This window comes from Methylobacterium oxalidis (assembly GCF_007992195.1).
Taxonomy (GTDB): Bacteria; Pseudomonadota; Alphaproteobacteria; order Rhizobiales; family Beijerinckiaceae; genus Methylobacterium; species Methylobacterium oxalidis.
This window is the reverse complement of record NZ_BJZU01000028.1, coordinates 64,237-81,857: the sequence shown is the minus strand read 5'-3', so window position 1 is coordinate 81,857 and position 17,621 is coordinate 64,237. Positions and strand designations below refer to the sequence as shown.

Genomic DNA, 17,621 nt, shown 5'->3' with positions numbered 1-17,621 from the left:
CGGGGGGACCGGACCCGTTCATGCTTCTCGACGCCACCGCCATCTCGTTGACGGACATCCTCCTCCGGCTCGGCTCGGCCACGGTCTGCGGGCTGGCGCTCGGCTTCGAGCGGGAGCGCAAGGGCAAGGACGCCGGCATCCGTACGCACGCCCTCGTCGCCTTGAGTTCCGCGGTCATCACCACCTCGGCCCTGAGCCTCTACGCCGAGGTGCAGGCCCGCGGCGGTGACGCCGATCCCCTGCGCGTCATTCAAGGGCTTGCGCAGGCCATCGGCTTCATCGCGGCCGGTATGATCTTCGTCGCCCGGGGCGACGCGGAGCGAACCGTCCGCAACCTCACGACGGCCGCCAGCGTGTGGCTCGCGGCCTCGGCCGGCATCGTGGCCGGCGCCGCGCAGTTCACGCTGCTCGCGGCGGCGATGGGCTTCGGGCTGGCCATCCTGGTGCTGATCACCGCGCTCAAGCGGGTCGGTCTCGCCCGGGAGGAAGCGGAGGATTGAGCCGATGTCGATGAGCGGGAAAGTGGCACCCGCCCGGGTTCGGGCGGCGGAACGGGAGGGGCGCCGGTGAGGGCGAGGATACGGGCCTGGATCGAGTTCCTGGGCGACCAATTCTGGCTGCGGCCGGCCCTCGTCGTGCTCGCCTGCATCGGTCTGGCGCAGGTCGCCGTGGGGCTGGAGACCGCGCACATCGCCGGTTACGACCCGTCCTCCCCGGACGCGGACTGGGGCTGGACCGGCGGCGCCGAGGGCGCGCGGGCGCTGCTCAGCGCGGTGGCTTCCTCCACCATCGGGGTGGCGGGCACCACCTTCTCCATCACCATCGCGGCGCTGACGCTGGCCTCGAACCAGATGGGACCGCGGCTGCTGCGCAACTTCGTGCGCGACGCCCGCAACCAACTCGTGCTCGGCATCTTCCTCGGCACCTTCGCCTACGCGCTGATGGTGCTGCGCACGGTGCGCACCGTCGAGGAGGAGACCTTCGTCCCGCACCTCGCCATCTCGGGTGCCGTGCTGCTGGCGCTGGTCTCTCTCGGGACGCTGGTGTGGTTCGTCCACCACGTCGCCACCAGCATCAACGTCGAGACGGTGGTCGACGCCGTCCACCGCGACCTCTGCGCGGCCGTCGAGGCTCGGACGCGCGACGAGGCCGATGTCCAGCCACCGACGGAAGCCCTGCGCGGCGGCCCGGTCGCGCCGGCGGACGGCGGCTACCTGCAGGCGGTCGACACGGATGGCCTCGCCGACTGGGCGCACGAGCGGCGCGTCGTCCTTGCCCTGAGGGTTCGTCCGGGCGATTTCGTGCCACGGGGATTCCCGGTCGCCTTCCTTTCCGCGGGCGTCGAGGACGCCGCCGAGGCCGTCGGCCGCGCGCTCACTTTCGGACGCCGCCCCGCGGCGTTGCAGGATCTCGAATACTCGGTGCGGCAACTCGTCGAAATCGCGGTGCGGGCGCTCTCGCCCGGCATCAACGACCCGATGACGGCGGGCAGCGTGCTGGACCACCTGGGCGACGCCCTGTGCCGGATCGCGCCGCGCCACCTGCCGACCGGGGCCGTCGCGCGCGAGGGTCGCATCGTGCTCGTCCATCCGGTGACGGACTACGACGGCCTGTGCGACGCGATGTTCCACATGATCCGCCAGAACGCCGCCGGCTCGGTCCACGTGCTCGCGCGGATGCTGGACGTCCTGACACGCGCCGCAGAGGTCGAGCGGCTGACCTCGCGCCTGACCAAGCTCGGGCGCCATGCCGACCTCGTCCTGGCCGCCGCGCGGCGCGACGTCGCCGACCCGAGCGACCTCGCCGACCTTGAGGAGCGGCACGCTCGCTTCGTCCGGGTGAGGACCGGAGCGGATCGATCCGTCGGGTGAATGAGCAATGCACGCTCGGTCGATGAAGGGCGTGGCGCCTGCGGGGTCGACCCGTCGGGATCAAGCGGCGGCTGTACAAGTTGAGCGAAGGACCGCGCCTGACGAGGATCCGATGATCGACAAGCCGAGATATGGTTCGACCCTGGCACGCTCGCTCGTGATCATCCCGTTGATGGCCTTCGCAGGAGGCTTGGTGCCGCAACCGGCCGCCGCGCAGGACGGGGGGCCGGTGGATCGCGCGCGGGCACTCACGAAGGACCGCACCCTACCTAAGGCAAAGCCCGGCGCGGTCGGGACTCCTCCGATCATCACGAGGAGGGGGTCGTCGGTCCGGGGTACGCCCGCCCCATCGAAGGCGCGCGACGCAAGGAGCCGATGATCGTCGGGAAACACTCTGCGGCAGGCCCGTTCGGGCCGTGGCGTGCGCGGCGGAGTGAAAGGTATGGCGCTACCGCAAGGCCAAGGCGTCGAACCAGCCGTTCGCGGCGCCGTAGCGGATGATCTCGGCGCGGGTCCGCAACCCGAGCTTCTCGGCGGCCCGAGCCTTGTAGGTCTCGACCGACTTCACGCTGACGTCGATGCGCCGGGCGATCTCCTTGTTGCTGAAGCCTTGCGCGATCAACCGCAAGGTCTCGGCTTCGCGCGGGCTCAGCGGCTCGCGGCCTTCCGCCGTGCCCGGGCGCCCGTCCGAGCCGGAAGTTTCCGCCAGGGCGTGGCCGGCAATGGAGGGGTCGAGATAGACGCCGCCGGAGGCCACGGCCCGGACCGCCCGGAGCAGGTCGTCCGCGGCCGAGCGTTTGAGGAGGTAGCCGCGCGCGCCGGCTCTCATCAGCGGCTGCACGTAGGCCGCGTCCTCGTGGACGGTCAGCACCAGCACCCGGGTGCCGGGGCATTCACCCTTCACCCGCTCCGTCAATTCGAGGCCGTTCAGTCCGGGCATCGAGACGTCGACCACGGCGACGTCGGGCGCGACGGCGCGGATCATCGGCAGCGCCTCTCCGCCGTCGGTGGCCTCGCCGACGAGCTCGACCTCCGGGTCGGCGTTGAGTAGCGCCCGGATGCCCGCGAGGACGACCGGATGGTCGTCGGCCAGGATGACGCGAATACGGTCCATGCTGTTCCCCCTCGTGGGTCAGGCGGCTGGCGTCACCGGGATGCGGACGAACAGCGTGGTGCCGACGCCCGGGGATGCCTCCAGTGCGAGCGTGCCGTTCAGGAGGGTCAAACGCTCGCGGATGCCCGAGAGACCCAGCCGCGGCTCGGTCGGCGTGCGCGCCTCGGACGGGGAGGTGCCGGAGCCGGGCTCGAAGCCGACGCCGTCGTCCTCGATGATCACCTGGACCTCGTCCGGGCGACGGTCGACACAGACGCTGACGGTCGCCGCGCGGGCGTGCTTGAGCACGTTGGTGAGCGCCTCCTGCACGATTCGGTAGACCGCGCTCTCGACGGCCGCTGGAAGGCGCGACGCATCCCCGACGAACTCCAGGTCGGATCGGACGCCGTGGCGCTGTCCCCACTCGCGCAGCAGCGTCGCCAGCGCCTCGCGCAGCCCGAGGTCGTCCAGGGCGGTCGGGCGCAGGTCGATGGCGGCGCGGTGGATGTCGCGCCCGATCTCGCCGGCGAGGCGCTGCAGCCACTGGATCTGCCGTCCGGCTTCGGCCGAGGTTTCCTGCGCGTCGAGCAGACGTTCCAACCCCTTGAGGCCGAGCGACAGGCCGGTCACCGTCTGGCCGACCTGGTCGTGCAGCTCGCGGGCGATCCGGCGCTGTTCGTTCTCCTGCGCCTCGCCGAGGCGGCGCAGCAGGTCGAGCCGCTCCGCCTCGGCCCGCTTGCGCGGCTCGATGTCCGAGACCACGCCGTAGACGAGGCCCGAGGGGTCCCCCTGCCGAAGCCGAGGCGCTCGCCCGGTCAGGCGCACCCAGCGCGACACCGAACCAGCCTGAAAGACCCGGAACTCCACATCGAGGGGCTTGCCCTCGGCGAGGCTTCGCCGCATCTCCGCCGCCATCCGCTCCCGGTCGCCGGCGTCGACCGCCCGGAAGGCGATGTCGGCATCCGCGGTCATTTCGCGCCCCTCCGGCACCTCCGCTTCCCAACCCAAGAGCTCGGCGGCGCGTCGGGAGGCCGTCACGGTCTCCTCGGCCGTATCCCACCGTAGGGTGCCGAGCTCCGCGGCCTCGGCGGCGACGGCGCCCTGCTCCTCGCTCGACCGCAGGGCGAGGGCGAAGCGCGCCTGCTCGCCCGCCCTCCGCTGGGCCATGTCGCGCCCGACCAGCCCGACCAATGCGAGGCCGAGGCCGATGCTCAGCACGCTGCCGCCGGCCAGCAGGAGGTAGGAACGCGAAACCGGCGCGTTCAGCGTGGCGACCGGCATACCGAAATGCACCGACCAGCCACCGGTGTCCTTCAGGGTGCGGTAGACGACCTCGACGTCCGGCCCTTCCAGCGTCGATCCGGTGTAGAAGCCCTGCGGCTCCCGCCGGATCGCCGCCAGCAGGGCGGCGCCGGCGGGGTGGCCGAGTTCCTCCGCCTCGGCCCGGGTGCGTGCGATGGTGTTGCCCGCCGCATCGACGATGGTTCCGACCCAGCCCTCCGGCGCGCCCGCGTCGCGAAGGATCGCGCTGACCGCGCTCGTGGCGAGACCGACCGAGAGGACGTGGCGGAGCGTTCCGTCCCGGACGACCGGCACCCGCAGCGCGACGAGGCGCTTGCCCGAGATCGGCCCGAGCGGCCCGATCCCGCCGACCACCGGCCGCCCCGTCCGTACCACCGCATCGAAGCTCGCGCGGTCGGCGGTGGGTCCGAGCTCGTCGTCAAGGGAGCGGAGCAGGTTGACGACCTGGACGCCGTCGGGACCGGCGAGCTCGACGGTCTCCCAGAGCGGGTGCTCCCGCCTCAGCCGCTCGGCCTCGGCATAGAAGGCGGTGAGGTCCGGCCGGTCGAGGCTCGCCGAGGCGGCCTCGGCTCGGAGGACCGCGATCTGCGTGGCGATGTCGGAGGCGACGCGCTCGGCCACCCGGGCCGCGCTCGCCACGGCGGCGCTGCGGGTCAGTCCACGTTCCTGTTGCGCCATGAGCGTCGCCACCCAGCCGCTGAGCAGCAGCACGGGAATGGCGGCCGCCACCGCGAGCGCGACAAAGGTCCTGCCGTTGCCGCGATGGATCTCGGGGCGGCCGGCATCGCCGTTCTCACGTCCGGCGGACATGCGGGGGCAACCGATCAGGCGGGGCCGTAGCGGACGTTCCCGCCGGTGAGACCGGCAGAGCCATGCTCTCCACCACAGGGTCGGCCGAGACCGCGCTGCCCTCGACAGGCATGCCGGCCATGCCGTCATCCGTCAGCACGCGCTGGTCGGTCACCGTCTGCTCGTCGCCGAGGAGGCGACGTCCCGACGCGATCACCTGCAGGACCTGGCGGTCGCCCCCGGTGGCGGCGTTCCGTTCCAGGTCCCGCTGCCGTTCGACGAGGTTCGGCGGCGCGGCCGCACAGTCCTGCAAGCCCGCCTCGACCAGGGCGGTGACCACCCGTTCGAGGCTCCCGAAGGTCCGGCCCTCGAACGAGCGGGGTCGCTTCCGTCCCATCGCCTCTCCGCCGCCTTCCCGACGGTCCTCAAATTTCTGCCTAAGGGCCAGGGAAACCAGGGGTCGAGAGAAAGGTCCGCGACCTAGACCAAGTTCGGGTCAACCGCCCCGTTCCTGGTCGCGGGGCCGCGAGCCGTCACGGCCGGATGGGGAACTCGCTCTGCGAAGTCCCAGGTCGATCCATCGTAACCCTCGTACCAGGCCCGGCGCTCGCGGGAGTCGGCCGGATGGGGGCATGCATCCCGCGGTCGCCCGAGAGCCCGGGCGCGGGATCCCTGCATGATGACGTCCATGAGCATCGCCACTCCCTCCACCGCCTCGACGTTTACGAAGTGGCTTCGAGTAGCGCCCGTATCCTAGCCGGCGACAAGCGGTTTCGCCGGGCGCCGCCGTTCTCACCGACGCCTGTCAGGTTCATCCCGACACCGCCCGGGCGCTGGAATGCTTGGGCGTGGCCCCGCGGACACGGGACCACGCATCGGGGGTCAGGAGTTCTTGTTGTACTTGAACTCGGGCGCGTTCTTCAGTGCGTCCTTGTCGGTGTCGACCATCGCCTTGAGCTTGCCGTCCGCCTTGTGCAGGAAGATCGACGAGGGGTCGACCAGCACGTAGCGCTCGCCCATGCCGAGGAAGCCGCCGACGCTGACGACGACGCCGGTGACCGTCTTGCCGTTGTCGATGACGAGATCCTCGACCTCGCCGATGGTCTCGTTCTTGTTGTTGTAGAGGTTCTTGCCGACGAGCTTCGACGAGGTCACCTCGGCCGGCTTGGCGGTGACGAACTTGATCTTGGCGGTCGCGGTGTCGGCCATGGTCATGCCGCCCATGCCGCCAGCCGAGGTCGGCATCGCGGTGCCGGCCGGCGGCGTTTTCATCTGGTTGGTCTGAGCGTCGGCGGGCGGCTGGGCCGCCTTGTCCTGGGCGAGCGCGGGGCTGGCGAGCACGGAACTCGCGAGGAAGACGCCGAGTGCGAGGTTCTTCATCGGTTTCACCTTTCTATGCTGACGTGGGCTCGACCCGTCCCGAGGTCGGACCGGCGCACGCCGAGGGAGTCGGGAATGGGTGGAGACCCGGCGGGAATGCCGGGTCTCCTCGACGGAGGTCAGTAGCCGCAGGTGCAGTAGGAGCCGCGGGCGCCGTATCCGTATCCGACCGGGGCATAACCGTAGCCGCCGTATCCCCCGTAGTAGGCCGGCCGGACCGCCGTTGCGGCGAGGCCGAGCCCGAGGCCGGCAGCCAGGCCGAGACCGGGATAGCCGCGGCGGTAGCCGTAGCGTCGCCCGTAGCCGTAGCGCGAACCTCCGAAACCGACGCGACGGTACCCGCCGAAGCCGCGGCGATAGCCACGGAAGCCGACCGAACGGTGTCCACGGAAGCCGTGGCGGACGCCTCGGAAGCCGCCGTGGTGGCCGGCGAAACCGCCATGGTGGAAGCCATGGCCCCTGCCGAAGGGCCGCGCCTCGCTCGACGGCGAGAACAGTATCAGGCTCGATACGGCCGCGAGGGCCAGTGCGAGACGTTTCATCGGGTATCAGCTCCGTGATGGTGGTGACTGACCCTTGCGGGCCACGACCGTGACGGGTTCGACGGGGTGGCCTATGCCTTAGCCCGCGGGCCGGACGTTGCTGCGCCGGACCGCCGGGGACGCTCGGGCTCGGCGTCCCTCTCCCCGCCCATAGGGTGATTTGTGGCGCCGGGGATGGGCGCGCAGTCGGAGAAGACCGTATTCCTGTCAGGACAAACCTGACACGCCTCTGGGCGCGTCCTCGGGGTCGGCTTGCGCGGCCGGTTTGGTTCACGAAAGCTTAAACCGGAGCCGCCGACCCTGCCGCCATCGTGCGGGCGGCGGTGCCCGTCCGATCCGGTCACAGGGACGAGGGAGAGACATGAGGGCAACCATCGTTCGGAAGGCTCGGCTCGCTTGGGGAAGACGGGCGGAGACCGGAAGCGCGGTCGGCACGGGCGACGCCCAGGTGCCGACGATCCCGGCGGACGTGTCCATCGAGGACTGGGCACGCCTCGGCGGTGGCCTGGCATCGGCCGAAGCCGACCTCCGATGCGTCCTTGGCGGCACTGCCACTGGCGGCCGCGGCATCCGATATCCAGGTCATGTCGTGTCGCCATCGCCCTGACGCCGGATCGGGCCCGTCGGTCCTGCAGGCCCCGTCGACCTGCCGACGGTGGCGGCGCTGGCCGAGCGAGCTGCCGGGTCCGGCCAACGACAACGGCGACGGCTCCACCCCGTGGCCGCTGTCGGCTGCGTGCGGGATGGCGGTGGGTCTGCTCCTGCTCGTCGGCCTGGCCGGTATCCTCGTGTCCTGATGCCGGTCGTTCGCGAACGCCGACGGTCTAGCCCGATTCGCACGCCCCGGAGCGAACCGGGCGAAGGAGACCCATCATGTCCCGTTCCATGCTTCGCAAAGGCCACTGGCGGAAGCTCGCCTTCGGACCATGCCCTGCGGCGCCGCGCGCCTCCGATGTGGTCCTGGCCGTAGTCGCGACGTCCTTGCTCGCGGGTCTCTGCCTGCTGGCGGTGGCCAACGTTGCCGGCGATTTGGCAGGCTGACCGTCACCGGTTTCGGCGGGCCTCCGGGCGGAGCCGGCAGACGCATCATTGCCGCCCGTGCCCGATCCGACGGTTCGCGGGTTGTCCCTCGAACAGGACCGCCGGCAACGAGGAGCCGATCCATGCTCGACACCACCCGCAGGGCCATCGTCTATCGCATGGTCATGGAGAAGCACGTCTGCCCGTTCGGCCTGAAGACCAAGGACCTGCTCGAACGCGAGGGCTTCACGGTCGACGACCACTGGCTGACGACGCGCGAGGAGACCGACGCCTTCAAGGCCGAGCACGGCGTGAAGACCACCCCGCAGACCTTCATCAGCGGGCGGCGCATCGGTGGCTACGACGACCTGCGCCGCCACCTCGACAGGGAGGTTCAGGACCCGAACGCGACGAGCTACACGCCCGTCGTCGCCGTGTTCGCGATGACCGCCTTGATGGCGTTGGCGGCGAGCTACGCCGCCTACGGCACGCCGCTGACGATGCGGGCGGGCGAGTGGTTCATCGCCTTCAGCATGTGCGTGCTGGCCATCCTCAAGCTGCAAGACGTCGAGACCTTCTCCTCGATGTTCCTGGGCTACGACCTGCTGGCGCAGCGCTGGGTGCGCTACGCCTACGCCTACCCCTTCCTGGAGGGCATCGCCGGCGTCCTGATGGTGGCGGGCGCCCTGAACTGGCTCTCCATCCCGGTGGCGCTGTTCATCGGCACGATCGGGGCGGCCTCGGTGTTCAAGGCGGTCTACCTCGACAAGCGCGAGATCAAGTGCGCCTGCGTCGGCGGGGCGAGCAAGGTGCCGCTCGGCTTCGTCTCGCTGACCGAGAACCTGATGATGGTCGCCATGGCCGTCTGGATGCTGGTGGCGCACCATTGAGCGCCGCCTTCGCCGCCCCGGGCTGGCTCCATGCCGTCTCGATTGCCGCGCTGCTGCTGGGGGCCGCCTGCGCGCTGCTGCTGTCGGTGGAGGTGGTCCGGCACCCACAGCACATGACCGTGATGAACGTGGTCTGGCCAGTCAGCGCCCTATTCGGGTCGGTGGCCGTGGTCTGGGCCTACTTCCGCTACGGCCGCCTCGCGACGATGGAGGCGCACCACCACGCGAAGGAGCGGGGCGAGGAGCCGCCGAACATGACCGGCACGCCGTTCCCGGTGATGGTGGGCAAGGGCGCGCTCCACTGCGGCAGCGGCTGCATGCTGGGCGACGTCGCCGCCGAGTGGCTGGCCTTCCTGGTTCCGGCGGTGGCGGTCTGGTTCGGCTGGCAGTGGGCCTTCGAGGAGAAGATGTACGCCGTGTGGGCGCTGGACTTCGTCTTCGCCTACGCGCTCGGGATCGTGTTCCAGTATTACGCCATCGTGCCGATGCGGGGCCTTTCGCCAGGCGAGGGCCTGGTGGCTGCCCTCAAGGCCGACACCCTGTCGCTGATCGCCTGGCAGGTGGGGATGTACGGCCTGATGGCGCTGGTGCAGTTCTGGCTCTTCCCGCGCCTGGCCGGGCAGCGGGCGCCGGTTCACTCGGTCGAGTTCTGGTTCGCCATGCAGCTCGCCATGGTCGCGGGGTTCCTGACCAGCTACCCGGTGAACTGGTGGCTCGTCGGCTCCGGTATCAAGGAGCGGATGTGAGGGGCACCCCCTCCGGTGTCCCATTCAAGCGAGGAGTAAAGACCATGAAGCAAATCGCACTGGCTTCGGCCGCCCTGCTGCTGCTGGCGGCGTCCCCGGCGATGGCGATGTCCTGCTGCGGCGGCGGCAAGGGCAAGGGCGCCATGATGTGCGGCAAGCCCGGCATGAAGGGCGGCATGGCCATGAACCAAGGCGCCACGAAGGGGAAGAAGGGCGGCTGCTGCTGCGAGGGCATGTCCATGAACATGACCCGGCGCGGCTAGGGCGGCCCGACGGAGCGTTCACGTCCTCGGCGCGGCAACGGACGAGGACGGGATATCGAGGTCCCGCGCCGGGGAAGGCGCGGGATGTTGCCGCCTTGCCTGCCAGCGGTCGAAGACCTCCCGCAGGGGGCCGGGGAGCGCGCCCGCGAAGCCCTCGTGCAGGGGAAAGCCAGGCATTCCCGCCGCCAGCGCTTCGAGCAGTGTCGCGCCATCACGGGCGTCGCGCTCGCGATCCGCCGGGTCACGGCCGGTCCGCCGGGCCAGCCAGAGCTTGCGCAGGGCGAAGGTCCGCGGTTCCGGCGCGACGATCTGGGCGGGGATCCCCTCGACGGAGACCACGACGCGGGCGACGGTCTGGCCGCCGAGAAGCCATTCCGCTCCCTCGGGCTCCGCCCCCAGGTCGGGCCGGTGCAGGCGCACCTCGTGGCCGGCCGGGTTTCTGACCGGGCCGGCCCTGCCGCGGGATGCCCGGTACGGACTCCCGCAAAAGGTCATGAGGACGTCGAACGCCGCCGTGTCGGCGTCCTCCGGTCCGGCGACCAATTCGAGCGGCGCGCCGGCAGGAAAGGCCTGTCCGATCCGCGAGCCGGCGGCCAGCCCGTAGGTGATCGGCGCCTCGGGCCCGATCACGAGGAGCGGGTCGCCGAGGAAGCCCTGGCGGGCGGCTTAGCGCAGCACGGCGGCCGTGTTCGACCCGACGGTGGGCAGCCCGAGGTAGAGGCACTCGCGTCCGGCGGCGAGAAGCTCCCCCCGGCTGTGGGCCAGCTCCGCGTCGCGGCCCCGCGTCGGGTCGGAGGAGAGGAGGGCGAGGTGCGTCTCGTAGCGGTCGCCGAGCAAGGCGGCGCCATGGACCTCCTCGGGGGTGAGAGCGCCCACCCTCACCGGACGCCGACCGGCATCAGGACGGGGGCGCCGATACCATCGCGGGACCGGTCGGCCATGCCGGCGCGACGAGGGAAGGACGGGATGATCTTCACCTCGCGAAGCCACGTTTAATGTAGCACAACCTCCTGATGTCGTGGCCGCCGCTGCTAGGTCCGCTTCCTCCTACTGAGCAGACCTCTGGGCCGGCACGCTTGAATGTCCGCAAGGGGTCAGGAGTTCGCACGCTGATGGTTCTGCTGTGCGCCATGAGCGGACATCAACTCGATACCCGGAACCGGACATTCAGCTTCGCGCCCACCCCGGTCTTAAAACCGCATCCTCACAATGCCTGAAAGCAGACATACGAGCTTGCAATCGATTGTTCAGCAACAGCAACGCTCCGAGTAGAGCTGCAGAGGTGTAAGGCCTCCCGACATCCACAACCATCGACGACCGTTGCGACTCTGTGTGGACATGCATCGATGTGCTATGGAGTGCGGGGAGGATGACACATCAGGATGCGGTCCATCGGTGAGCACCTCGTCGAAGCGTGGCCGCGCCTGTTCCGCTACGCGCTGACGCTGACGCGGGAGCCCGACGCCGCGCGCGACCTGATGCAGCAGAGCGCCCTCAAGGCGCTCTCGACGGGGACGACGCCGAGCGAACCGCGGGCGGCCCGCGCCTACCTGTTCCGGATCGTGCGCCACGCCTGGATCGATCGGCTCCGCCGGAACCGGACCCGCCGCGAGGACGATCTCGTGGATTGGCCCGACGAAGGGTTCGACGACCGCCTGATTGAGGCCATCGCCGTGCGCCAGGCTTTCGCCACCCTCGATGCACCCTGCCGAAAGGTCGTGACCTGCGTGGACGTCGAAGGCCTGAGCTACCGGGAGACCGCCAAACGGCTCGGCATTCCCGTCGGCACGGTCATGAGCCGTCTGCACAGGGCGAGGCGGATCATGCTGCACCGGATCGCCGAGCCGTCCGATGGGAGCGAGGGGCCGTGATGCGCTGGGAGACCCTCAATGCCTACGTCGATGGGGAACTTGATGCGAAGGACCGGCGCGCGGTCGCGGAGACGCTGGCCCGCGATCCGGTCCTGGCCGCGCGGGTCGCGACCCTGACCCGGCTGAAGCAGGGGGTGAAACGGGAGGTGAAGGCTGCGGTCGTGCCGCCCCCGCGCGCGCCGATGGCCCGCGCCTCCCTCGGATGGGCGTGCGCCGCGGCCCTGGTCGTCCTCGTCGGCACCGGCTGGCTGGCCCCGTCGTCTCGCCCGCCGGCCGACGCCGCGCGCGCGGCCTTCATGGCCTGGAGTGCGGCGGGCGCACCCGCGAACGCCATGCAGCCCGCGGGCGGCCTGAACGGCTTCCCCCTCGATCTCGGGGCGGCGGGCTTCCGCTTGGTCTACCTGTCCGAGGGTGACGGTTCGGCTGGCCGGCTTGCCGGTTACGAGGGGCGTCACGGCTGCCGGCTCGCCGTCTGGAGCAGGCCGTCGCGCGGGCAGGCCGGACTCGAGATCGCGCAAGGGGACCGCGACCTGCGTGTGGCGCGCTGGGACAGCAAGGGGCGCCGCTACGTCCTCCTGTCCGAGACGGTGCCGGCCGAGCGCTTCGCCCTGCTGGCCGAGGCGGCCGTGCTCCTCACCGAACCGACCAAGACGGACCGCCTGCGGCTCGCCCTGGACCGGGCCACCGGCCTCTCTGAACGCCCCTGCACCGGCTGACCGGCGCGGGCCGCGGAATTTATTTCGACCCGCCGCGAATAGACCGGGGGCGACGTGCGTCTCCTCCTCCGCACGTCGCGGGCCCGGTCGCCGGAGTCACGCGCGAAACCGGGGAGGAATCGGATGCTCGACAGACGCGATCTCATCAGGCGGGCGGGTCTCACCGCCCTGGCGGGCCTCGGCGGCGGCAGCTTCGCGTCGTTGCGGGCACTCGCGGGCGACACCACCACGCTGCCCTTCGGCAACGGCGAGCGGCCCCTGGTGGCCTATCCGGGCAAGCGCCCGCTGCTCCAGATGACCGCGCGCCCGCCGCAACTGGAGACCCCGTTCTCGGTGTTCGACGAGGGCGCCATCACGCCCAACGACGCGTTCTTCGTGCGCTACCACCTCGCCGACATCCCGACCGAGATCGACCCCGAGACCTACCGGGTTGCGATCAAGGGCCATGTCGAGAAGGAGGTCTCGCTCTCGCTCGCCGACCTGAAGGCGATGCCGACGACCGAGATCGTCGCGGTCAATCAGTGCTCGGGCAACTCTCGCGGCTTCTTCGAACCGCGCATGGCCGGCGGGCAGCTCGCCAACGGGGCGATGGGCTGCGCCCGATGGACCGGCGTGCCGCTGAAGGCGGTGCTCGACAAGGCCGGGGTGAAGGCGGGCGCCGTCGAGGTCGCCTTCACCGGCCTTGACGGCCCGGTGATCCCGGAGACGCCGGACTTCGCCAAGTCGCTCAAGCTCGACCACGCCCGCGACGGGCAGGTGATGCTCGCCTGGGGCATGAACGGGCAGGATCTGCCCTGGCTCAACGGCTATCCCCTGCGCCTCGTCGTGCCAGGATTCTACGGCACCTACTGGGTCAAGCACCTGGAGAGCATCAGCGTGCTCGACAAATCCTTCGACGGCTTCTGGATGCAGAAGGCCTATCGCATCCCCGACAACGACTGCGCCTGCACGCAACCCGGCAAGGCGGCGGACAAGACCGTGCCGATCAACCGCTTCACCGTGCGCTCCTTTCTCACCAACCTGACCGACGGGGCGGACGTGAAGGCCGGGCGCACGCCCTTGCGCGGCATCGCCTTCGATGGTGGCTCGGGAATCAAGTCGGTGGCGGTCTCGACCGACGACGGCAAGACCTGGGCGGAAGCGCGGCTCGGGCAGGATCTCGGCCCCTACGCCTTCCGGCCCTGGACCCTCGACGCGGAGCTGTCGCAGGGGGCGCACGCGATCCGGGTGCGGGCAACCGCCAACGACGGGGCGAGCCAGCCGATGGAGCCGCGCTGGAACCCGGCCGGGTACCTGCGCAACGTGGTCGAGACCACCCGCGTGCGCGCGGCCTGAGGGAGTGACGACGATGACCCGCACCACCCTCGCCCTGACGGCGGCGCTTGCCCTCGCCACCGGCGCGGCCCTCGCCGCCCCGAAATCCTACGCGGTGCCGGAGCCGACCGCGGAGCTGCGGGCGCCGAAGGCCGGCACGCACGCGGAGGGCTTCGAGGCGGCCCAGGCGAACTGCCTCGTCTGCCATTCGGTGGACTACATCGCGATGCAGCCGCCCGGCAAAGGCGCGGCCTTCTGGGAGTCCGAGGTGACCAAGATGGTCAAGGTCTACCACGCGCCGATCGACGCGGCGCAGGCCAAGGCCATCGCCGCCTACCTCGCCGACACCTACTGAGGCGCGGCTGGAAACAGGGGGCGGTCCGGCGACCGCCCCCCTCGTCCCGTCAGCGCGGTGCCTGCGTCTGGACCGTCGCGCCGGTCTCGCCGGGCTTGCCCTCGACGATGACGAGGCTTCGCCGCGCGGCCTCGTTCGCGTTCTGCGTCACCTGCCGGATCGGGCCCACGGCGTTGACGATGGCCGCGCCCGCCGGGTTCGTCATGAAGGCGGCCAGCGGCTCCAGCGGCCCGGCGCCCTTCGGATCGGCCGAGAGGGCCAGCACGTAGGGCTTCTTCGGCGTGAGGCCCGTCACCGCCGCCTGCAGGGTCTGCAACACGCCCTGGTCGAACAGCGTGACCTGCGTGGCCGCCTTGCCATCCGGCCCGGCCAGCGTCAGCGTGCTCGACTGGCCCGCCGCGCCCAGCGGCTGGAGGTTCGGCGCACCCGCTCCCTCCGACACCGCGTCCGGGACGTAGGCCACCCCCTGCGGCCCCTGGCCGATCGGGATGGTGGCGATCACCGCGTTGCTGCCGGTGTCGATCACCGCGACCGCGTCGGCATTCTCCAGGCCGACATAGATCCGCGAACCATCGCCCGAGGGCCAGAGGCCGTGCGGGAGCGCGCCGGTGGGAATCGTCGCGACCTGCGAGAAGTCGTCGGTGCGGAACACCTTCACTTGGTTCAGGCCGCCGATCGTCACGTAGGCGAACTGCCCGGCCTTCGTGCGCGCGATGTTGACGTGGTTGGTGATCGGTCCGGTCTCGATGGTCTTGAGCGCCTTGAACGGCGGCGTGGCCTCGAACACCTGGACGCGGCCGACGTCCTTGAGGGTGAACCACACCTGCTTGCCGTCGGGCGTCGCCGCGATGTCGGGGCAGAACGGGCTCTCCTGCTTGATCCGCCCGACGATCTCGCGGCTCTTCACGTCGATGGCGACCGTCTCGGGGCTGAAGCTGGAGCAGACGTAGCCGTAACGCCCGTCGGGCGAGAAGATCGTCATGCCGGGCCCGTTTGGCACCGTGATCCGGCCCGTCTCCTTGCCGGTCCCCGCGTCGAGGATCGCGACGTAGTCCTCGCCGCGCACGCTGACCCAGACCTCGCGCCCATCCGGCGTGAAGAACGCCTCGTGCGGCGAGCGGCCGACATAGGTTGTGCGGCGCACAGTGTTGGTGGCGGTGTCGATGAAGCTGACCGAGTTCGAGCCGATCGAGACGGCGAGCAGGGTCTTGCGGTCGGGCGAGAAGCCCATGCCGTGGACCAGGAGCTGGCCGCGATAGAGCGGGCTCAGGTTCGCGGGCGTCGTGTCGCCGAGACGGATCACGCCTAGGAGCGTATTGGCGGCTGGGTCGATCACCGAGACCGTGTTGGAGAACTGGTCCGAGGTGTAGAACCGGTCGCGGGGGCCGACCGGCACGTCCGGCGCCGAGGCGGGCCCCGGCGCCTGGCCCGCAAGCGCGGTCCCGCCGAGGAGGGCGAGCAGCAGGGTCGCCGGAATGAGGTGTCGCATCATGAAGGTCTCTTCGCGCTGATGGTCGGGACGGGGGACGGCGATCCGCTCAGTGGTGGTGGCGGGCCGGCGGCTGCGTCGGTGGGGTCTGCGCGACCGGTCGCTCGGCGAGGGCGCGGCGCATGACCTCGATCTCCTGCGCCTGCTCGACGACGATGCCCTGCGCGAGCCGACGCAGGACCGGGTCGCGGCCGTATGCGAGTTCGGCCTTCGCCATCTCGATCGCGCCCTGATGGTGCGGGATCATCATGGCGGCGAAATCCCGGTCGGGGTCGCCGGACGGCGACACCGCCATGTCCGCGTGCATCCGCGCCATCGATTGGGCCATCATCGCATCGAAGCCGCCGGGGGCGGTCTCCGCATGCCCGGCGCGCATCATCATGCCGCCGCCCAGGACACCCCCGGCCATGAACAAGGTGATGAGGATCGCCGTCGGTGCTCCGCGCATGGTCTCTCCCGCAGTGTCGAGGTCACGCGGGGAGAGATGCCGGCCGGGCCGGGATATTCCCCGGCGCTCCCGGTCAAGCGGTCACGGATGCGTGATCGGCTCGCCGGGGCCAAGCTTGGAATAGTTCGGGCAATTCCGGCATCTCTGTTCCGAACAGCGGCACGGGCATCGCCGTAGCCGCGATCCGGAGACCACCCTTGGACGACCTCGCCGTCCTGATCGAACCGCAGATTCCGGCCCTGCGGCGCTACGCGACCGCGCTGCTGCGGCAGCGCGAAGCAGCCGACGACCTCGTCCAGGACACGCTGGAACGGGCGATCCGCGCCTGGCCGCAGCGCCGCGAGGGCGATCTGCGGGCGTGGCTGTTCGCGATCCTGCGCAACCGCTACCTCGAAGGCGTGCGCCGCCGCCGGGGCATCGAGGTCGGCCCGGAGGCGCTGATGGAGATCGCGGAGGTCGGGGTCGATCCCGAGGCGGCCGTGGGCGCGCGGGACGTGCTCGACGGGATCGCCGCGCTTCCCGAGGAGCAGCGGTCCGTCCTGCTCCTCGTCGCGGTCGAGGACATGTCCTATGCCGAGGTCGCCGCCGTGCTCGCGATCCCCGTCGGCACGGTGATGTCGCGCCTCAGCCGGGCGCGCGGCCGGTTGCGCGCCTTCCTCGACCGGGCTCCCACGATCGTCACCGGGCATCTGCGGAGGGTGAAATGACCGCGTCCGACCCGCGTCCCGTCGGCGAGGACGACCTGCACGCCTTTGTGGACGGACGGCTCGATCCGGGCCGCCGCGCCCGCGTCGAGGCGTGGCTCGCCGCGCATCCGGAGGCAGCCGCCCGGGTCGCCGCCGACCGGGAGGTGCGGGAACGCCTGCGGGCGCGCCTCGCGCCCGTGGCGGACGAGCCGATCCCCGCCCGCCTGCGCATCGCGAACCTCGCAGGCTCGCGCCGGATGCGCCTCCCGCGTCGGTGGCCGAGCGCGGCGGCGGCGGCGCTCCTGCTCGCCCTCGGCGGCGCGGCCGGGTGGGCCGGGCGCGGCGCCGTGCCGGGCCCGGGCGCCCACGCCGAACCGATGACGCAGGCGGCCGTCTCCGCCTTCCGCACCTACGTGGTCGAGGCCGCCCATCCGGTCGAGGTCCGCGCCGACGGCTCGACCGACCTCGTGCGATGGCTCAGCGCGCGCCTGGGCCGGCCCGTCACCGTGCCGGACCTGCGGGCGCAGGGATTCCGGCTCATGGGCGGGCGCCTGCTCCCCGCCGGAGACGAGCCGGCGGCGATGCTGATGTACGACGACGACCGGGGCACCCGCCTGACCCTGTACAGCCGGGCCGGGCCGACCGGCGGGCGCGGCGTGTTCCGCTACGCCCGCGCCGACGACGTGGCCGCCTTCTCGTGGATCGATGCCGGGATGTCCTACGTGGTGACGGCCCGCACGGACGAGGCGCGGCTGCTCCGGGTCGCCGAGGCGGTCGATGCGCAGGTCTCGGGCAAGCGCGAAGTCGCGCGGTGATGCTCGTATCCGAACCCTGCCGGACCACGCC

At 71.1% G+C, this 17,621-nt stretch carries 22 protein-coding genes; 12 read left to right on the top strand and 10 right to left on the bottom strand.

The window, feature by feature from the left end; genetic code table 11:
* Positions 1-20 precede the first annotated feature (20 nt).
* Both MOX02_RS08995 and MOX02_RS08990 read left to right on the top strand, forming a co-directional pair.
* Positions 21-500 (top strand): MgtC/SapB family protein, encoded by a 480-nt coding sequence (locus tag MOX02_RS08995; protein ID WP_017486776.1) that lies wholly within the window; start codon positions 21-23, stop codon positions 498-500.
* 66 nt (positions 501-566) lie between these two features.
* Complete coding sequence (locus MOX02_RS08990) at positions 567-1,871, top strand: DUF2254 domain-containing protein (protein WP_147025454.1); 1,305 nt, start codon at positions 567-569, stop codon at positions 1,869-1,871.
* A gap of 448 nt (positions 1,872-2,319) precedes the next feature.
* Here the strand turns inward: MOX02_RS08990 and MOX02_RS08985 are convergent, their stop codons facing one another.
* The 6 genes from MOX02_RS08985 to MOX02_RS08960 form a co-directional block, all read right to left on the bottom strand.
* Entirely contained in the window at positions 2,320-2,985 is a 666-nt protein-coding gene (locus MOX02_RS08985) for a response regulator transcription factor (RefSeq protein ID WP_147025453.1), read from the bottom strand.
* 18 nt (positions 2,986-3,003) lie between these two features.
* Complete coding sequence (locus MOX02_RS08980) at positions 3,004-5,076, bottom strand: sensor histidine kinase (protein ID WP_147025452.1); 2,073 nt, start codon at positions 5,074-5,076, stop codon at positions 3,004-3,006.
* On the bottom strand, positions 5,060-5,452 hold the full coding sequence (locus MOX02_RS08975; protein ID WP_147025451.1) for a hypothetical protein: 393 nt from the start codon (positions 5,450-5,452) through the stop codon (positions 5,060-5,062). The genes MOX02_RS08980 and MOX02_RS08975 overlap by 17 nt, the downstream gene beginning before the upstream one ends.
* A gap of 83 nt (positions 5,453-5,535) precedes the next feature.
* Complete coding sequence (locus tag MOX02_RS32835; RefSeq protein ID WP_306421681.1) at positions 5,536-5,733, bottom strand: ribosome modulation factor; 198 nt, start codon at positions 5,731-5,733, stop codon at positions 5,536-5,538.
* 204 nt (positions 5,734-5,937) lie between these two features.
* Positions 5,938-6,435, bottom strand: a complete 498-nt coding sequence (locus tag MOX02_RS08965) for a PRC-barrel domain-containing protein (RefSeq protein WP_147025450.1) — start codon at positions 6,433-6,435, stop codon at positions 5,938-5,940.
* A 119-nt stretch (positions 6,436-6,554) separates the two neighbouring features.
* Entirely contained in the window at positions 6,555-6,977 is a 423-nt protein-coding gene (locus tag MOX02_RS08960) for a hypothetical protein (protein WP_147025449.1), read from the bottom strand.
* 873 nt (positions 6,978-7,850) lie between these two features.
* Here MOX02_RS08960 and MOX02_RS31105 point away from each other — a divergent pair.
* The 4 genes from MOX02_RS31105 to MOX02_RS08935 all read left to right on the top strand — a co-directional run bounded on the left by MOX02_RS31105 (position 7,851) and on the right by MOX02_RS08935 (position 9,896).
* The gene (locus MOX02_RS31105) at positions 7,851-8,018 is read left to right on the top strand and encodes a hypothetical protein (protein WP_170267751.1); all 168 of its coding nucleotides are present in this window, start codon (positions 7,851-7,853) and stop codon (positions 8,016-8,018) included.
* Between the two features lie 122 nt (positions 8,019-8,140).
* Complete coding sequence (locus tag MOX02_RS08945; protein ID WP_147025447.1) at positions 8,141-8,887, top strand: MauE/DoxX family redox-associated membrane protein; 747 nt, start codon at positions 8,141-8,143, stop codon at positions 8,885-8,887.
* Positions 8,884-9,633 (top strand): DUF4396 domain-containing protein, encoded by a 750-nt coding sequence (locus MOX02_RS08940; protein WP_147025446.1) that lies wholly within the window; start codon positions 8,884-8,886, stop codon positions 9,631-9,633. The genes MOX02_RS08945 and MOX02_RS08940 overlap by 4 nt, the downstream gene beginning before the upstream one ends.
* 44 nt (positions 9,634-9,677) lie before the next feature.
* The gene (locus MOX02_RS08935; RefSeq protein ID WP_147025445.1) at positions 9,678-9,896 is read left to right on the top strand and encodes a hypothetical protein; all 219 of its coding nucleotides are present in this window, start codon (positions 9,678-9,680) and stop codon (positions 9,894-9,896) included.
* Between the two features lie 18 nt (positions 9,897-9,914).
* On the opposite strand, the gene MOX02_RS31750 is transcribed toward MOX02_RS08935, so the two are convergent.
* Both MOX02_RS31750 and MOX02_RS08925 read right to left on the bottom strand, forming a co-directional pair.
* Positions 9,915-10,526: a GSU2403 family nucleotidyltransferase fold protein gene (locus MOX02_RS31750; protein ID WP_174804895.1), complete on the bottom strand. Its 612-nt coding sequence runs from the start codon at positions 10,524-10,526 to the stop codon at positions 9,915-9,917.
* A 36-nt stretch (positions 10,527-10,562) separates the two neighbouring features.
* Positions 10,563-10,772: a hypothetical protein gene (locus MOX02_RS08925; RefSeq protein ID WP_147025444.1), complete on the bottom strand. Its 210-nt coding sequence runs from the start codon at positions 10,770-10,772 to the stop codon at positions 10,563-10,565.
* 506 nt (positions 10,773-11,278) lie between these two features.
* Here MOX02_RS08925 and MOX02_RS08920 point away from each other — a divergent pair.
* From MOX02_RS08920 to sorB, 4 genes are all read left to right on the top strand, one after another.
* Positions 11,279-11,767 carry an RNA polymerase sigma factor gene (locus MOX02_RS08920; RefSeq protein ID WP_091950927.1) on the top strand — a complete coding sequence of 163 codons (489 nt, stop codon included), beginning with the start codon at positions 11,279-11,281 and terminating at the stop codon, positions 11,765-11,767.
* A complete protein-coding gene (locus MOX02_RS08915) occupies positions 11,767-12,483 on the top strand; it encodes an anti-sigma factor family protein (protein WP_091950929.1) in 717 nt (238 codons plus the stop codon). Before MOX02_RS08920 ends, MOX02_RS08915 begins: the two co-directional genes overlap by 1 nt.
* 123 nt (positions 12,484-12,606) lie before the next feature.
* Positions 12,607-13,818 (top strand): SorA family sulfite dehydrogenase catalytic subunit, encoded by a 1,212-nt coding sequence (gene sorA / locus MOX02_RS08910; RefSeq protein WP_091950930.1) that lies wholly within the window; start codon positions 12,607-12,609, stop codon positions 13,816-13,818.
* Positions 13,819-13,831: 13 nt separating this feature from the next.
* On the top strand, positions 13,832-14,152 hold the full coding sequence (gene sorB, locus MOX02_RS08905; RefSeq protein ID WP_174804894.1) for a SorB family sulfite dehydrogenase c-type cytochrome subunit: 321 nt from the start codon (positions 13,832-13,834) through the stop codon (positions 14,150-14,152).
* Between the two features lie 49 nt (positions 14,153-14,201).
* Here the strand turns inward: sorB and MOX02_RS08900 are convergent, their stop codons facing one another.
* Entirely contained in the window at positions 14,202-15,641 is a 1,440-nt protein-coding gene (locus MOX02_RS08900) for a YncE family protein (RefSeq protein WP_091950973.1), read from the bottom strand.
* 49 nt (positions 15,642-15,690) lie between these two features.
* On the bottom strand, positions 15,691-16,089 hold the full coding sequence (gene copM / locus MOX02_RS08895; protein ID WP_091950935.1) for a CopM family metallochaperone: 399 nt from the start codon (positions 16,087-16,089) through the stop codon (positions 15,691-15,693).
* Between the two features lie 197 nt (positions 16,090-16,286).
* Here copM and MOX02_RS08890 point away from each other — a divergent pair, with 197 nt between their 5' ends.
* Together MOX02_RS08890 and MOX02_RS08885 are read left to right on the top strand one after the other, a co-directional pair.
* Positions 16,287-16,796: a sigma-70 family RNA polymerase sigma factor gene (locus tag MOX02_RS08890; protein WP_091950938.1), complete on the top strand. Its 510-nt coding sequence runs from the start codon at positions 16,287-16,289 to the stop codon at positions 16,794-16,796.
* Entirely contained in the window at positions 16,793-17,590 is a 798-nt protein-coding gene (locus MOX02_RS08885) for an anti-sigma factor family protein (protein WP_091950940.1), read from the top strand. Before MOX02_RS08890 ends, MOX02_RS08885 begins: the two co-directional genes overlap by 4 nt.
* Positions 17,591-17,621: the final 31 nt, after the last annotated feature.

Excerpts from the sequence above, each read along its gene's own strand:
- MOX02_RS08915 (WP_091950929.1), top strand. The coding sequence starts at position 11,767 with ATGCGCTGGGAGACCCTCAATGCCTACGTCGATGGGGAACTTGATGCG.
- MOX02_RS31105 (WP_170267751.1), top strand. The coding sequence starts at position 7,851 with ATGTCCCGTTCCATGCTTCGCAAAGGCCACTGGCGGAAGCTCGCCTTC.
- MOX02_RS08965 (WP_147025450.1), bottom strand. The coding sequence starts at position 6,435 with ATGAAGAACCTCGCACTCGGCGTCTTCCTCGCGAGTTCCGTGCTCGCC.
- MOX02_RS08995 (WP_017486776.1), top strand. The coding sequence starts at position 21 with ATGCTTCTCGACGCCACCGCCATCTCGTTGACGGACATCCTCCTCCGG.
- MOX02_RS08935 (WP_147025445.1), top strand. The coding sequence starts at position 9,678 with ATGAAGCAAATCGCACTGGCTTCGGCCGCCCTGCTGCTGCTGGCGGCG.
- sorA (WP_091950930.1), top strand. The coding sequence starts at position 12,607 with ATGCTCGACAGACGCGATCTCATCAGGCGGGCGGGTCTCACCGCCCTG.
- MOX02_RS08985 (WP_147025453.1), bottom strand. The coding sequence starts at position 2,985 with ATGGACCGTATTCGCGTCATCCTGGCCGACGACCATCCGGTCGTCCTC.
- sorB (WP_174804894.1), top strand. The coding sequence starts at position 13,832 with ATGACCCGCACCACCCTCGCCCTGACGGCGGCGCTTGCCCTCGCCACC.
- MOX02_RS08900 (WP_091950973.1), bottom strand. The coding sequence starts at position 15,641 with ATGCGACACCTCATTCCGGCGACCCTGCTGCTCGCCCTCCTCGGCGGG.
- MOX02_RS08960 (WP_147025449.1), bottom strand. The coding sequence starts at position 6,977 with ATGAAACGTCTCGCACTGGCCCTCGCGGCCGTATCGAGCCTGATACTG.
- MOX02_RS32835 (WP_306421681.1), bottom strand. The coding sequence starts at position 5,733 with ATGCAGGGATCCCGCGCCCGGGCTCTCGGGCGACCGCGGGATGCATGC.
- MOX02_RS08945 (WP_147025447.1), top strand. The coding sequence starts at position 8,141 with ATGCTCGACACCACCCGCAGGGCCATCGTCTATCGCATGGTCATGGAG.
- copM (WP_091950935.1), bottom strand. The coding sequence starts at position 16,089 with ATGCGCGGAGCACCGACGGCGATCCTCATCACCTTGTTCATGGCCGGG.
- MOX02_RS08980 (WP_147025452.1), bottom strand. The coding sequence starts at position 5,076 with ATGTCCGCCGGACGTGAGAACGGCGATGCCGGCCGCCCCGAGATCCAT.
- MOX02_RS08885 (WP_091950940.1), top strand. The coding sequence starts at position 16,793 with ATGACCGCGTCCGACCCGCGTCCCGTCGGCGAGGACGACCTGCACGCC.
- MOX02_RS08920 (WP_091950927.1), top strand. The coding sequence starts at position 11,279 with ATGCGGTCCATCGGTGAGCACCTCGTCGAAGCGTGGCCGCGCCTGTTC.
- MOX02_RS08975 (WP_147025451.1), bottom strand. The coding sequence starts at position 5,452 with ATGGGACGGAAGCGACCCCGCTCGTTCGAGGGCCGGACCTTCGGGAGC.